Origin of the sequence: Pseudomonas sp. BT76 TE3572 (assembly GCF_050435365.1) — a bacterium.
Lineage (GTDB): Bacteria > Pseudomonadota > Gammaproteobacteria > Pseudomonadales > Pseudomonadaceae > Aquipseudomonas > Aquipseudomonas fluorescens_W.
In genome coordinates, this window is sequence record NZ_JBNDKE010000001.1 from 6,874,923 (window position 1) to 6,888,438 (window position 13,516).

At 55.4% G+C, this 13,516-nt stretch carries 13 protein-coding genes; 3 read left to right on the forward strand and 10 right to left on the reverse strand.

Annotation, left to right across the window (positions count from 1 at the left end):
• Positions 1-230 precede the first annotated feature (230 nt).
• The 3 genes from ABH912_RS31455 to mobH form a co-directional block, all read right to left on the reverse strand.
• Positions 231-1,493 carry a hypothetical protein gene (locus tag ABH912_RS31455; protein WP_429512721.1) on the reverse strand — a complete coding sequence of 421 codons (1,263 nt, stop codon included), beginning with the start codon at positions 1,491-1,493 and terminating at the stop codon, positions 231-233.
• A complete protein-coding gene (locus tag ABH912_RS31460; protein ID WP_429512723.1) occupies positions 1,480-3,480 on the reverse strand; it encodes a hypothetical protein in 2,001 nt (666 codons plus the stop codon). Before ABH912_RS31460 ends, ABH912_RS31455 begins: the two co-directional genes overlap by 14 nt.
• Positions 3,481-3,953: 473 nt before the next feature.
• Complete coding sequence (gene mobH, locus ABH912_RS31465) at positions 3,954-5,678, reverse strand: MobH family relaxase (RefSeq protein ID WP_429512725.1); 1,725 nt, start codon at positions 5,676-5,678, stop codon at positions 3,954-3,956.
• A 222-nt stretch (positions 5,679-5,900) separates the two neighbouring features.
• Here mobH and ABH912_RS31470 point away from each other — a divergent pair, with 222 nt between their 5' ends.
• Positions 5,901-6,098, forward strand: coding sequence for a hypothetical protein (locus ABH912_RS31470; protein WP_007901093.1), 198 nt, complete (start codon positions 5,901-5,903; stop codon positions 6,096-6,098).
• 130 nt (positions 6,099-6,228) lie between these two features.
• Here ABH912_RS31470 and ABH912_RS31475 read toward each other — a convergent pair whose 3' ends face one another.
• Together ABH912_RS31475 and ABH912_RS31480 are read right to left on the reverse strand one after the other, a co-directional pair.
• Positions 6,229-7,188, reverse strand: a complete 960-nt coding sequence (locus ABH912_RS31475; protein ID WP_429512727.1) for an ArdC family protein — start codon at positions 7,186-7,188, stop codon at positions 6,229-6,231.
• Between the two features lie 131 nt (positions 7,189-7,319).
• Complete coding sequence (locus tag ABH912_RS31480) at positions 7,320-7,649, reverse strand: hypothetical protein (protein ID WP_429512729.1); 330 nt, start codon at positions 7,647-7,649, stop codon at positions 7,320-7,322.
• A 456-nt stretch (positions 7,650-8,105) separates the two neighbouring features.
• Between ABH912_RS31480 and ABH912_RS31485 the strand changes: the two genes are divergently transcribed.
• Positions 8,106-8,483 (forward strand): DUF3742 family protein, encoded by a 378-nt coding sequence (locus ABH912_RS31485; RefSeq protein ID WP_429512731.1) that lies wholly within the window; start codon positions 8,106-8,108, stop codon positions 8,481-8,483.
• A 16-nt stretch (positions 8,484-8,499) separates the two neighbouring features.
• Here the strand turns inward: ABH912_RS31485 and ABH912_RS31490 are convergent, their stop codons facing one another.
• From ABH912_RS31490 to ABH912_RS31510, 5 genes are all read right to left on the reverse strand, one after another.
• Positions 8,500-10,044: a conjugal transfer protein TraG N-terminal domain-containing protein gene (locus ABH912_RS31490; protein WP_429512733.1), complete on the reverse strand. Its 1,545-nt coding sequence runs from the start codon at positions 10,042-10,044 to the stop codon at positions 8,500-8,502.
• Between the two features lie 10 nt (positions 10,045-10,054).
• Entirely contained in the window at positions 10,055-10,363 is a 309-nt protein-coding gene (locus ABH912_RS31495; RefSeq protein WP_429512734.1) for a hypothetical protein, read from the reverse strand.
• A 3-nt stretch (positions 10,364-10,366) separates the two neighbouring features.
• Complete coding sequence (locus ABH912_RS31500) at positions 10,367-11,749, reverse strand: integrating conjugative element protein (protein WP_429512736.1); 1,383 nt, start codon at positions 11,747-11,749, stop codon at positions 10,367-10,369.
• Complete coding sequence (locus tag ABH912_RS31505; RefSeq protein ID WP_429512738.1) at positions 11,746-12,702, reverse strand: TIGR03756 family integrating conjugative element protein; 957 nt, start codon at positions 12,700-12,702, stop codon at positions 11,746-11,748. Before ABH912_RS31505 ends, ABH912_RS31500 begins: the two co-directional genes overlap by 4 nt.
• A gap of 117 nt (positions 12,703-12,819) precedes the next feature.
• Positions 12,820-13,074 carry a helix-turn-helix domain-containing protein gene (locus tag ABH912_RS31510; RefSeq protein WP_122426628.1) on the reverse strand — a complete coding sequence of 85 codons (255 nt, stop codon included), beginning with the start codon at positions 13,072-13,074 and terminating at the stop codon, positions 12,820-12,822.
• A 169-nt stretch (positions 13,075-13,243) separates the two neighbouring features.
• Between ABH912_RS31510 and ABH912_RS31515 the strand changes: the two genes are divergently transcribed.
• The gene (locus ABH912_RS31515; RefSeq protein ID WP_429512740.1) at positions 13,244-13,501 is read left to right on the forward strand and encodes a LasR-specific antiactivator QslA; all 258 of its coding nucleotides are present in this window, start codon (positions 13,244-13,246) and stop codon (positions 13,499-13,501) included.
• The last annotated feature ends 15 nt before the right edge of the window (positions 13,502-13,516 follow it).

Consider the following 13,516-nt stretch of genomic DNA (forward strand, 5'->3'; position numbering starts at 1 on the left):
TTTAACATACACGCAAGGTTGGATACCACGACGGTAGGTCTTGCAGCTTGCCTATGAGCGGGAGGTCGGTCAGTGGGGTGTAAGCAGCGGAACGTGAGTGTCGCAGAAATCATGCCGCGCGGCGCGGCGCTGAGACAAGAATGATCGTATGTAAGCTCCTGTAATGGAGGTGCGTTAACCTCCATTGCTTTGCGCCCATTTAACCTGCTCGAAGCCATCGGTTACTGTCGTCAAGGCACCATGAAGGAGGTCAGTTGATGAGCTTGCAGCGCTCGTCGAATGGCTGCGGGGACTTCCCATTGTGGGTCCTTTATCAAGTGCTTTCGTGTTTGCATATATACATCGTGCCAAAGAAAATTTTGCTGATTCGCGGCTTTTTCAATTTTGAGAATTTGTCTGATGACCGCGCGGGCAAACTCATTCGCCAAACTGGCACTTGGTTTGACGTCACCATGGGTGTAATGAAATTTGTTGCGCAGGTCGATGTAAAACTTGCAGGTCAAATAGTCCGCGTTCTGTTCTAAGTTGAAGTAAGTACCTATACCCTTAAACACGGGCGTAAAACCCAAGATACGCTGGTTGTTGATCATATACGAATCAAGGCTTGTCCCGCTTTTTGTATGTAAGCGAATCGTCGCATTGTCAAGAAACAGAGCTCCCGATGTGTAGCACTCATATGCTCTAAAAATGTGCATAAAAGCTTTGCTGAACAGGTTGCGCTCTATGGCGAGCTGATAGGCCAAGTAGTGCAAAACCGACATCACTTTGTAGATACAGGGAAATCCATTTTGCAGCGCGGCCGTCGCTTGGATGTTCGCCAAATCTGAGGCGCTGCTGGGGCAAACTGCCAACAGGGTGTTGCAATGAGTGATCAGGTCTGTCAGCTCTTCTTGGAGCAGCGTAAAAATAGGCACGAGTCCAGTAAGGTGGCCAAGGAATGCTTGGAGCTCGTGCAGCTGTAGCGCATCGAGATCGCTGCCGGCGCTTTTGCTTTTCAGCTGCTGATCTGGCAGAAAGCTGTAGCCAATAAGTAAACGGCACACCAATCTAGTTACCTCGTTGTGCTGCGCACAAGCTGCTTCTACGACACTTTTGACTACCGGATGCAATCCCTGCATACCCGGCTCATAGTAGACGTGCAGATTGGCGTCAATCTTGAAACTGGCATCGCGTACTTGAGGTACTAGCGCCACCTTTCCCGTATCAAGGCATACTTTTAAAAAGCGGCGATTGGCGTCTTCATGTAGGTAAGCATGGTCAAGGAAATGTTCAACGGTCAACAGGAGGGCGTTGCTGGATGCCAAGACACATATCGGGCGGGCCGCAATTGTTGCATGTACGTATTGCGACAAATCGGTCAACAAGCGCTCACTATCCCCTACGAGGATGAACTCCTCATATTCTAGCACCGCCGCGCTCAGCAGTTCGCGGGGGCCGGGGGCGAGTGCGTCCCCTTCGACAACGGCGAAGTAGGTGTCCTTAGAGCTCTTCATCAAGCTCTTCACTCTTCGAGTAAAGGAAGTCTTTAAATTTCAAGGTGCGGGCTAAATCGTCGAACGAGTCCTTGAGATTATCAGCAATGAGATCATCCACCAGACGATCGAAGGTGGTCTTGGATGAATCCCCTGCCAGCTCTTTCATTTCTCTCGACTTGTCCAGTTCGGCGGCATGCAGCCGTTCCCGATCGATTGCCGCCAAGCTAAAGTTGGTGCGGTAGGATTTTTCGAAAACCTTACGTTTATCGTCGCGCATCTGCTTGATGAAGCTGCCGACTTCCTCCTTGGCCAGCGCCGAGATCACGCTTTTTTCCTTGGCATCTTCACAAATTGCCTTCTCGCCATTGGATAGGAGCAAGCGGACAATCTGGCGCTTGGCCGACTTGGTCACCTTAATACGAGAGCCACTGAAAATTGTATCTTGCAGATACAGATGTCGGTCGTCGAACAGGCCTGCCTTGACCGCAAATGAGTGCTCAACAAACTGTTTTATGTAGTGCGCGGCGCGGTTCACAGGTATATCGTGAGCCACAAACTTTGAGCAAAGCAGCGACCAGGCCTCAATCATGGCTTTCTGAAAAATAGCCTTCCGCGAGAAGTCGGGGATGATGCCAGTAATCAATTGCCCCAAGTCCGCACGTACATGAGCATGCATGGCCTGCGCCGGCTTGATGAGCATGCCGTTGAACAGCACATGGTCCTTCACATTGGAGAAAATGTTCTGGTCACTGCGTCGTTCGCGGCGTATCTCGTCTTCTGTATTAACGAAAAAGTCCTGGAATTCCTGGCAATAGCGCGAGAAGAAGGTGGTGTTAAAGAACATCTCGATGAGTGAAGGGGTGATTGTCTCGTTGACTAGTCCTACTAAACGCTCGCGATGGCGGGACAAAAAGTCACGCCAAGGGAAATACTCCGGCGCGCTCTTTTCTTCGTCGTACTCATCTGTGCCAAAGTCGAATTCGCTAGCACGCTTGTCAATCCCCAGTATGGCGGCGAGCAGTCGAACACCACTTTTGGTTTTGAAAATTTCTTCGAATGCATTATTGATAACGCCGATGCTGGTCAGGGTGTGCTCGCGCGAAATTTCCAATGATTGCTTGTGATTTTTCGTGTTCCATTCTATTAAACCTAAGCCTTCACTATGCTTCTGCTCGAGCACAGCTTTGCAGAATTCGCGACAGATAATCGAACCGAGGGTCTGTTCCGACAAGAGGGTCAGGAAATGACCGCTGACACGCTCCACAGTGGAGTTAACATCGACAAACAGATTGCGCAACACCTCGGGTACTTTAGGTTGGCTGTCTGAATTGTGTGCAATCGAATTAGGCGGATACACAAGACAAATCGGCAGTGTCAGCCCCTCGATCAACGAGCGGTCGTGAGTCATCAAGGTGTTTAGAGCGAACAAGCGATGCTGCCCATCAATGACTACTAATCGTGCACCTTTGACATTATCACGAGTCAAGTTGACCTGAATTTTAGCACTGTCGACCGTCACGGAGACCTCATGATCCCCATCCGCACAGCTGAATGTACGCGACTGCTCTTGAGCCATCGCGTAGTTGGTCACCTTTAAAATACCTGGCCACTCGCGAACGTAGAGCTCGCCAACCGAGTCTGCGTCCTCGGAAAATGTGGAGTCGGGGTAGTAGTCATCCAAGCAATTATCATGATCAACGGAGACCACGGCGACCAGCAACGGGGGGAGAAAGACGATGTCTTTCTGCACTACACCCTCTTTTGCGGCGAGGTATTGACTTATCTCGGCGATCGCTCTGTCTTCATCAATGTCACGTTGGATTAAGTAATCAAAATTGAGCTCGGTATTGACGTCTTTTGCGTAAGAGAGATACGGCAGTTCGTCGACCTTGAAGGAGGTCATGAAGTATTCAATAGGAACGGAACCATTAGTCTTGAAGACGCCAAACGCGCCATTTTTTTCGAATTCGTAGCGGAATGGTGCTGCGGCTTGACGTCTGGACATAGGTACTCGCACAGATTTCTTGAATGAATTTGAGGGCGACAAAGGCGCGCGCCTTGGGTCAGCGGGAGCCGGCCCTCGAACGATGGAGCATGGTGATCAAACGTAGCACGTAAGTCTAGCGGTGTAGGTAACTGGCGGTTGGTCCTGACCATCGTCAAAGACCAAGCTACGGCAGGGCGCTCGCCACGGGGGGGCAATTGTTGCTGTGATCCAGCGGCTTGCTGATAAACATTATCCTCTCCGCCAAGACCAGGCTGAAGGATTGCTCCGCATATTTGATACCTTGATTGATCTTGGTGATCGCCGAAGCGCGGCTTTGGAGCAGAGCGAAACGTTCCGAGAAGTGCAGGTCATGGACTGAAAAATCGGAAGGCCTGAATTGTAAGTGGCAAAAAACAGAGGGATCTTGGACGTTTTCTTGCCAAAGCAATACCCAAAAAACCAGTCGGACCTGGGCTATCGATGCTAGGTCGCTAGCCATCATCAACCGCGAGGAAAGGGTTGTTTGGTGGTATCGATGGTAAAAGTAACGTCGACTCCCCAATCAGGTACCCCTTCAAAGTCGATTTCTTCCTGGGCCCTTGCACGTTGCATATCCAGATGTTTAAACCGTTGTCACGCTTCTTGTGGATCTTCAGTTTTTCGAACTGCTTCTGCACCCAACGCCATTCTTCACCTTGAGAGTCTGCCCCCATTGAGATGCCCGGAAACTCCTGGACATAACGTTGGAAAAGCCCCGGTGTTACTAGAAACAAAGTACCGCTCACCGTGTGGATTTTAGCCTTGCTGTCATTGATCATCAGCTTGTGATTCTGGATGCCTTCTCTGACCCAATTTAGGAATGCCTGGCCAGGGTCATCCGATGGGAGGGGGGAGGTCTCGGGCGGGCGTTCTGACGGCGAGTCACTGGCCTCTGGCTCCTCCAAGTCGAACATATTGAGCAGAGTTCCGAGGCAGTCGGTATCTTCCATCGCCATGGGATCTCTCGGCGAAGAGCTCTGACGCAATCCTGTACTCACAATCTTCGGCGCCGGTGGTGATGCCGAAGCGTCATTCGAGTGGTCATCAGCTATAACGCCCACCGTTCCGCTGAAGGCCTCAGGCCGAATTTCGCTCCCCCAAATCAACGCCGGTTGAAGGCGCAGAAAGGTAAAACGCTGCTGCCAGTTTCCCTGCGCGACAAGTGCAGTCCAGATAGCTTTGCCTTCCAGGGTGGACTCGACCAATCCGTGCGATTGCAGTTCGTCGAACACGGCGATATTGGACGAGGGAATGCCCTCAATTGATTGCGACAGCAAATAGGCTCGCAGCTTGTCGGTGACCGTCTTGCTGACCAGCCACAGCGCGTCTTGAGTCAACCAACCCGCGGCACCTGGTTGGTTGAGTTTCAACTCGTGTTGAACCAGATGACGCAGTCCGCTGATCAAGTGGTGTTGCAGCGAATGAATCGGTGCTTGCAGCGCCTTGCTCGGGTTACCACCGATGTTCTGTGCGGTGGAAACACGGTCGGCCTGCATCACCAACTCACCGAGCACGCCGGCACGTTCGTACTGGCCCGCCAGGACATACAGCAGACTGACCCACAGTGGCGGAAATCCACTGAGCCAATCGAGGATTGGGCGGTCGAGAATTTGGGTGTAGAGCAAGCCTGCGGCGGCGCCGTGCAGGTGGTAGTCACGGTCCTTGAGGTAACGAAAACGGTAGGGCTGATCCAGGGAGCCCTGCCAAGGATGCCAAACACGGCCATCCTGGCGTTCGACCAGCAGGTCCACGGCGATCTTGCCGATGTCATGCAGAAGGGCGCCATAGGCGATTCCAGCCGACCAGGCATCGGTCTGGGCGGCTTGGTCTTCAGGCGCGGCGCCGGTGGGCAGCAGATAGGATTGACGCAGTTTCAAACTACAGGCTACCAGTTCCAGTCCATGGTCGAGCATACCGCCGAGATACGCATGGTGGTGCGTTTCGCTGGCCGGGAGTTGCTGGACCAGTTCGGCATAGCGATGAATCGGATGCAAGTAGAGCTGGGTGAATTGGGTGTGGAAGAGGGCGGTGTACTGCCAGATGCGATCGAGTAACTGGCGGCGGTGCTCCGCGGCTAACAAGCTGTGAGCCGACTCGATGGGCAGGTAACCTTCGGCGATGTTGACGGTCGTTGGCGGAAGGGGCTTCTGCCTTTTGCGGCGAAACAGGTTGAGCATCGTGACCTCCGGGAAGTGGCTGGGTCAGTGGCCTTTTAGCCTTTTCGGATAGAGCTCTTACCCTTGAGTCCCCATTCCCTTCCAACCCTTACCCGTCCTTTTTGGCTCGTGTCCCTTTGCATGACAATCGGAATATGGATACTGCTAGGCATCGTTTTGTTGGGGCTAGTACGGCAAAGACAAGAGTCGGTACACTGCGGTGCATATTTTTTGGGTCTTGCCATGAACCTCACTGACGCCACGCTCGTGCTGCTGCTCGCGGCACGTATCCATGGGACCGACGAAGCCGTCCGGGCCTCGGCGAAGAGCGTGGTCAAGAAGTTGCCGCGCAGTAAGCGTGATCTGATCTACAAGGTAATCGATAGCCGAAGTCCGCTCGAGCTGGTGGATTTTCTGGCGCAGAACCTGGATGCGGAATGACAGGCTGCGGGTGTGTGCCCATCCCTGACTCTTTGCATCAGAGCCCCGCGGCATGGTGTTTTCCGGGCGCAGAAAAAAGGGCTCAACTCGCGTTGGGCCCTGTGAAGCGATTGCGGCGGTGAGGTAACGATTAAGCTCCATCGTTCATGCACAGCGAGTCATCCAAGACCGCTTGCTTCAGTTGCTGATCCAGGTTGAGTACATATTCCGAGGCGCTTCGGGCCTGGCCACTGGCACGAAAGATCGCACGCTTGTCAGCCTTGAGCAGGCCGAGCCAGGCGTCGATGTAGCCCTCGTGCCGAAGCTCTCCCTGTATGCCGGTGTAGGCACATAAAAACGCAGCACCCATTTCGGCGATCAACTCTTCAAACGCGTAGCCTGGTGAGCCGTACGGACAGACTGACGTCAAGCCTTCGCGCTGTAACCGAGCGTGATGCCCGGTCCAGTGCGTCAGCTCATGCAGTGCGGTGGCGTAGTAACCACCGTCATCGTGAAATTGTGCTTTTGTCGGCAGTTGGATGAGATCCCTGATCGGATGGTAAAAGGCTTCGTCGGCAGATCGATGAACGATCTGTGCACCCGAACTTAACAGCAGATTTTCCGCAGCACTGTTGGGCTGGAAGGGATCACTCTGTTCCGTCTCGAGCAGGGCGTCATTGAGCATTTCGAGCCCCTCCGTTTGCTCGATGTTGAACAGAAAATGTGTCCTGAGAATGCCAAAGTGAGCGACCTTGGGTTGACCGTTCTCATCGAGGACCGGTTGGCCTGACTCGGTCTGTTCCTCGCGCTCCATTGGCTTGTAGAGCACCGCCAGAGTGCTGTGCTCACCCTTACGAATGTGCCCGCCAGTTTTTTTGGCTTGATTGAAAGTCAGCCAACGATCTTGAGTGAACCCGTGCAACCTGGCCTCGGCCCAGAGCAACGGTAAATTGATCCCCGAATAGCGACGCCGCGTGATGGCATTGATGGGGTAGGGTTGATGACCGATATCAACTGAGCCACTTGAGGACCAGGGTTTGATCCAGGGTGCAACGCCTTGGTCTAACGCGGTAACGATCTTGTCTGTCACGTCTTGGTAGATATCGCGCATGGCAATTTCCTCGAGAGAAAAACGGAGGAACACCTTGCCCGTCGGGGAGGGATCCCCGTTTGGGTGATGGGTTGGATTGATGCAGGTCTTGCATGGCGTCCGAATGTGGAGGTGGGCGCCGCCCATTGCGCTTAGCGCTGGTGTTCTCCTGCAAGCGCTATGAGCAAGGCGCCAGGCTGACCCGGTTCTTGGAGTAGGCTCAGACTCAATTGCAGCAACGGGTCGTGGTCTAAGTAATCGGTTGGTTCAATGTGTATTACCTCGAACAGCACATAAGGTTTGTGTGGATAGGCCAGGTGGGCTTCGAAGGCTGCGCGCAACACGTGGCTCAACCGATCGACCTGCAGCTTCTCAGCGTGATCGGAGTGCTTGAGCAGGACTGCGCGTTGCCACGCGCGAGGGGTGAACACGATGGGCAACCGAAGGCTGTTCAGTGTTTCCGGTGTCAGTGAGTCGGGCATGGTATGTCTCCGTTGAAAACGCGAAGAAACCTGTCCCGTGCGGGAAAAGATTTCCCCGCAGTGGGTTGAAGAAAATCAAGAGGATTTTCCTGACGAGCAGAGCTCGAAAGGCGCTCAGGAGAGCAGTAGGCGTTCATCACCGTAGAAACGGTCACCGTGCGAGCTACCGAACGCTAATCGCACTTGGGGAGAGCCATCATCGAAGTGACGTAGCCTTTAAGGTTCTGGCTACCTGGGCGGGGTGCTGTCGATAACAGCGATCCGTACCTTGTATTTAGCCGGCCGATTTGTATGGGTCAATGACTGTAGAGATGCTGTTTCACGGGGCTTGTCTTCTGTCTTCCAGTGAAGATTTTTCGGCTGGGAAAACTGATAAACGGTCAGGCACGGACCGTTTTCAGTAGTAGGCTGTTACTCCTGTCTCAACCATGAAAACGCTCAGAAGAGGGCGAGACCATGCCGACTCAGAACCCTGTTCAGAATTCACGTTCCCACCGCTGGGCGTACGCCTGTGGCATGTCGGTAAAGCGTGGTTATCGCAAAATGAAAGCGTTTGAGTCCCGCCTGGCTGAACGTGCGGTGACGTCAGGTATGCCTGCGGGTAAATTATTCGTTCGCGGGAGCTTTCTGATTGCCAAGCTGGCATTGATCGGAGGATTGCTTCTTGTAGGTTTTTGGGCGTTCCTGTCGTTGATGACTCTAATGGTTTTGTATTGGGTAATCGCCCATCGTCGACTCAACGATTCAAAGGACTTTTACGGTGCTAAGGCATTCGGTGATCCTCATGGCGAGTACGAACTCAATCGTGCACCGGGACAGCCTGATCTGGACTAGCAGTCTTGGGTTGTCATTAGCTTTTTCTGATTGAAGTACCCGCAGATATCAGGGCATCAGTTCCTTTCGAACCCGCATTTTGGGCACTGAGTGTCCCTTTTCCTAACATGCCTTCTGCGATGGAACCTACGCTATATCCGGCCCAACTCATGGCGGCTAGAAAAACCATTGGCAGCACGATGAACATCGCCCCCATCACATACTCAATTACCTGCGCCGTGACCGTCCCATCCATAAAACCGGATGTGGGCAGCGATAACAGCACTTGATTAGAAGTCGAAACTTGGTTGTACAAGGTGTCGAGCATGCTGGAGTCGACCCAGCGGGCTAGTTCCCACCAGAAGCTCAGCATGTGCAAGGTGAACAGCGCAAACGTCACCGTCATGACGGTCTTCAACTGGTAGGTACTGACCAACAGAATCAGCGGCAAGCTGATGATGACGCCCATGATCAGGAAAGCCTGCACCATCGGCAAGGCGGCGCGTAGCGCGTTCATTGCCGGGAAGTTGCTGAAGGAGCCGAGGGCCAACCCAGTGTTGGTGGCCAGGTTATTGAGCCCCTGATTGATCGAGCCGCCGCGGGCACTGGAGCCATAGTCCTGGTACACCTGTCCGGGCGACATGGACATCGATTGCTGGCGCGGGCTGACCAGCTCACGCAGGGTGGCATCCTCGATCTCGTTGCTCGAACGACCAGTCAACCAACCTTTCAGTTGAGTCAGCAGCGAGGGGTCGACCTGCTGGATCAAGCGCTCGCGCAAGCCAACACCGCTATCACTCCACCACTGCTTGCAGGTGGGGTAGCCCGCGCCATTCTCCATTCGCGGTAAGGAAACATCGCGGCTGTCGTCATACGGCCAACTGACTCGCGGTGTGCGTGACCGATCGGTGTCGTAGTAGCCGGACGTGTCGAGAAAATAGCTTGAGCCGATCCAGGACGCGTCGTGGCTTTGTACCTTGTCCAACTGCGGACGGTTGGTGAACAACCGAGAACGGGAATAGCCATAGCAGTCGCGGGTGAAGTCGGCGACTTCCTGCAGCAGTACCTGGCTGTCGATGCGCGAACTGTCGATCTCCATGCGCATCTGCCGGATATCCGGTGCGCAAGGGATGGAGGCGGTGGCCGCGGCGGTCACACCTTTGCTCAAGGCATGCACCAAAAACCACCAGATCGGTACGTTGGCGGAGCGTTCGCCGATAGTATTGAAGGTCGTCCCCCAGGCGGTTTCCGTCGGTTGGGCCACACTCACGCCGCAGCGCTGACTCGCCGCCTCATCGAACGTCATTGACGAGAGGCTCAACGGAAACACTGGCGCGCAACCGAACAACACGACGATGTAGGACAGCCACAATCGGTTCTCGATCCGCGGCACCGAGAGCAGTCCCTTGTTGCCTTCATCCGCGCCTTGCTGACGGGCCGACAACCACTCCTGCAAGATGATTGCACCAAAGGGCGCGGCGAATAGCCCGGTGTCGGACAGGACACTCCAGAGGCCGTTGTTGATGATCCAGGCCAGCAGCGAGAGGTAAAACTCCAGGTAGCTGTTGGTGCTCATGAGCATGGTGGTGACCTCACAGTCGGGTGAGTTCGACGCAGATAAAGAGCACGAGCGTTAATGCTCCGATGCGTTGTACGCGCAGTCGATCCTGTGGTCGATGGCGGCAGCGCCGAAGCAGATCCCACCAGAGCGCAAACAGAGCGGCGTAGAGCAGGGCGCGCCACCACCGCAGATAAGGTCGTGCGGATTCGAATGCCTGCTGCCAGACCTCGAAACTACCCAGCGCAGTGCGGCCGATCCAGGCAACCAGTGCGGCGGTCAGGATCATCACCGCGGCAATCCCCAGACCCGAAAACAAAGTGAATAGCGGTGAGCGTTTCATGGCTCACTTGCGCCTGGCGTCAGCATCATTGAGTCGACCGGGCTCGGGGTCGCCTTGCTCGACGGTGCGTGAAGCATCGGCACCACCGACATGCCGATCGAGCACCAGGCTGGCGGTATTGGTGGCCAGCATCTGCCGGACCTGCAGTTCGGTCTGCAACAGGCGTATTTCGCGCTCCAGAGCGTCGATGTTTTTCGTCAAGGCAGTTTGGGCCGGCTCGGCGGAGGCGATGTTCGGTTCGTGACTGCCCGCCAGCAGGGTGCGCAGTAGCAGCAACGCTTTGTCGAGCACACTGGACAAGGCCGTCTCACTGGCCAGGCGCCGTGCCAACAGATCCTGTTCGGGATCGTCGCGCAAGGCTTCGATCACGCCACGGGTCACTGGCAGTATTGGGCTCGAGGCTTTAGCCAGATTGTCAGGGGTAGGCGGCAGTGAACCCGACAGCAACCCTTGCAGAGCCTTGAGGCGTTCGCTGTAAGCCTCCTGGATCAGCGGCGTCAATCCGCTGCCAGCGGTCGCCCGCAGGGTTTCGCAGGTGTCGCAGGTCGCGACTTCGTTCTCGCCCAATACGCGAACGGCCCATTCGGATTCCTCCTGGGGCGAGCTCCAGGTCTGGCAAATGGCCCCACCCAGGCAATCGCTGCTACTGATCGAGGCACTGTCATCCACCGTCCGGTTATGCAGCAGATTGTAGCCTGCTCGCACTACGTCGGAGGTCACCCGGATGGGTGTCTGCCCGCTACCTCCAGCCTTCTGGCCGCCGACCCAGGACACCCCGTTGTTGCCGTTATGGGCCTCGGTGTTTTTCACCGCGGCCACCGCATCACCGCCGGTTTGCTCCAGATTGCCCTGCATCTCCTGGTTCTTGGCCAGCGCACCCCAGCCGGCTTGGCCGACCTTGTCCGCCATTTTCTCGGCCATGGCTTGACAGGTCAGTTTGGAGCGATCGAAGTCGATACGCCCCTGCATCACCCCGTTGCTCAACAATTCATAAAGGCCGGGGTTGGCGCGCTGGATGATCAACGCTGGCAGCGACATCACCGCTTGGGTCGCGTTCTGCACAACGCTGCCCATGATCTGCTGGAAACCTTCGGTGGCACCGTTCAGCTGGTTTTGCAGGGTATTGGTGAGGCTCATGTTTCCGCACATCATGTTCGCTCGCCAGGACCCGCCGACACCGAGACCACTGGGTCGGTAGAGCGAGCTCGGTGAGCCGACTGCCGAGCCGCCACCGATGGTGTACATCACTCGGTCGTCGAGCACTTCGCCTTGAGTGCCCAGACGGTAATTGTCCTCGGTGGCGTGGACATGGAGGGCAATGGTCAGCAGTCCGCAGAGCAGCAGGCTCTTCACGGCACGCCATGGTCGCGCGCGCAATCGGCTCATGATGCACCGCCTTCGAAGTCGATACTGAACAGAAAGGTCTGCCCCTCACGTTTGCAGCAGCTATAGGGACGCCACAGCGACCAGGCATAGCCGCCATCCGAGCTCTGTACCGGATCGCTGGGAAAGATGGTGCACGTGGGCTGAACCTGGGGGTAGAGCAATTGCCATTTGTGGGTTGAAGCATCGTTTTCAACGATCGGACCCGGCGGCCAGTAGCCGTCGCTTGGTGCGGGTGTGAGCGGCAAGTACACATGTGGTTGCCCGTTACGGGTGATGACATCGCCGGCCCGTTGCGCCATCACCGCGGCCGCCTTGAAATCGTCGGGCTGTACCAGAAAACCCTGCCGGGGATAGACGTTGCCCCACATGTTTCCCAAGGCCTGCCGACCGATTTCACGGATCCCCGGCATGAGCGACTCGGGGTAAAGACTTTCCGGTATGCCATGGCGCCAGGCCAGCGAGTCCAGGGTGCTCAGGTAGTAGGGCATGAACGCAGTAGCGCCGCTGGCGCAGGCGTAGCCGGAATGCGAGGCCAGTTGAGTGGCGGCCCAGCCACCTGGATGACCGATGCCATCAACGTTTTTGAAGCGAGGCAGGTTGTCGCGGTGGCTGTTCGGCGTGATCAGGTTGCCGCCACCTTCCGCACCGCCAATGGGAGAGGAGAGGGTGGCCATCTCGGACCATGGATTATTGCCCGTAGTGGCGTAGCTCGAGACCACCAGCTCAGGAATAAAATGACGCACCTTGGTCGAGGTTTTGACTTTGCAGCCGAAGGGCGTGCAGAGCAGCCAGAAACAAATGCCGACGACCCTGTAGGCGAGGCAATTTGGCGACAACACCGAGGACGTGATGCTGCCGGTGTCCAGCGCCACGCTTGGCCCGCACGCCAGCAGGAGGCTCAGCGCCAAAGGTCGTAGCTTCTGGGGCGCAATTGATGGGCATACGACAGGCATGATCCAGGCTCTTTGGGCTAATGGCCTGGACACGTTCAATGATTGAACCTACACCGTCAGTGATAAAGCTGAAGCTGACGTTGTCGGTTTACAAGGATTTTCAGGGCGACGAGGTGGCTATTCGATGTCCAGCACACGGCGAAGGGCGTCTGGCTCGGTGAGTAGCTGATCCGTCGTAACCTCAAGGATATTGGCGAGCTTGCACAGGACCATCAGCGACGGGTTGCCCGTGCATCGTTCGATTTGACTGACGTAGGTACGATCGACCTCGGCCATGAGCGCCAACTGCTCTTGGGTAAGGTTCTTTATACGTCGCATCCAGCGGATGTTTTCCGCCAGTTGCAGACGCAGCTGTTCGTAGTCTTGAGTCATGCGCGCAAATTGCGCCTTGAGGGACTCTCAATCCACGGGATATAGTCTACATTGGTATTGATCTAGGCCATTTGATGCTCATGTCTGTTATCGAGCGTTCATTTGGTTACGTTATGATTTCGAGGCTGGGTCCAGCGTCTAACAATAAAATCAGACATCTAGGGTGTGTATGGACGAAAACTACATTTCAATTCCTGCGGCGGATGGTTGCCCAAGTCTTCTGACACCTTGGGGCAACGAATTTGCTCCGATGATCGAACGTGGCGTGCAATGCGCCCAGGTTTGGCTTGATACGCCCGGTGAGATTCCACTGTGGTGGGAGCTGGCGCAAACACGCAAGACCTTTCCTGTCGGTGACTGTCAAGATGCTTTTGAAGCCGGATTCTTGTTGCGGATTCAGCAGCGGCTTCGAGGCGCATCGCAATAACCTATCCCTCGCTCT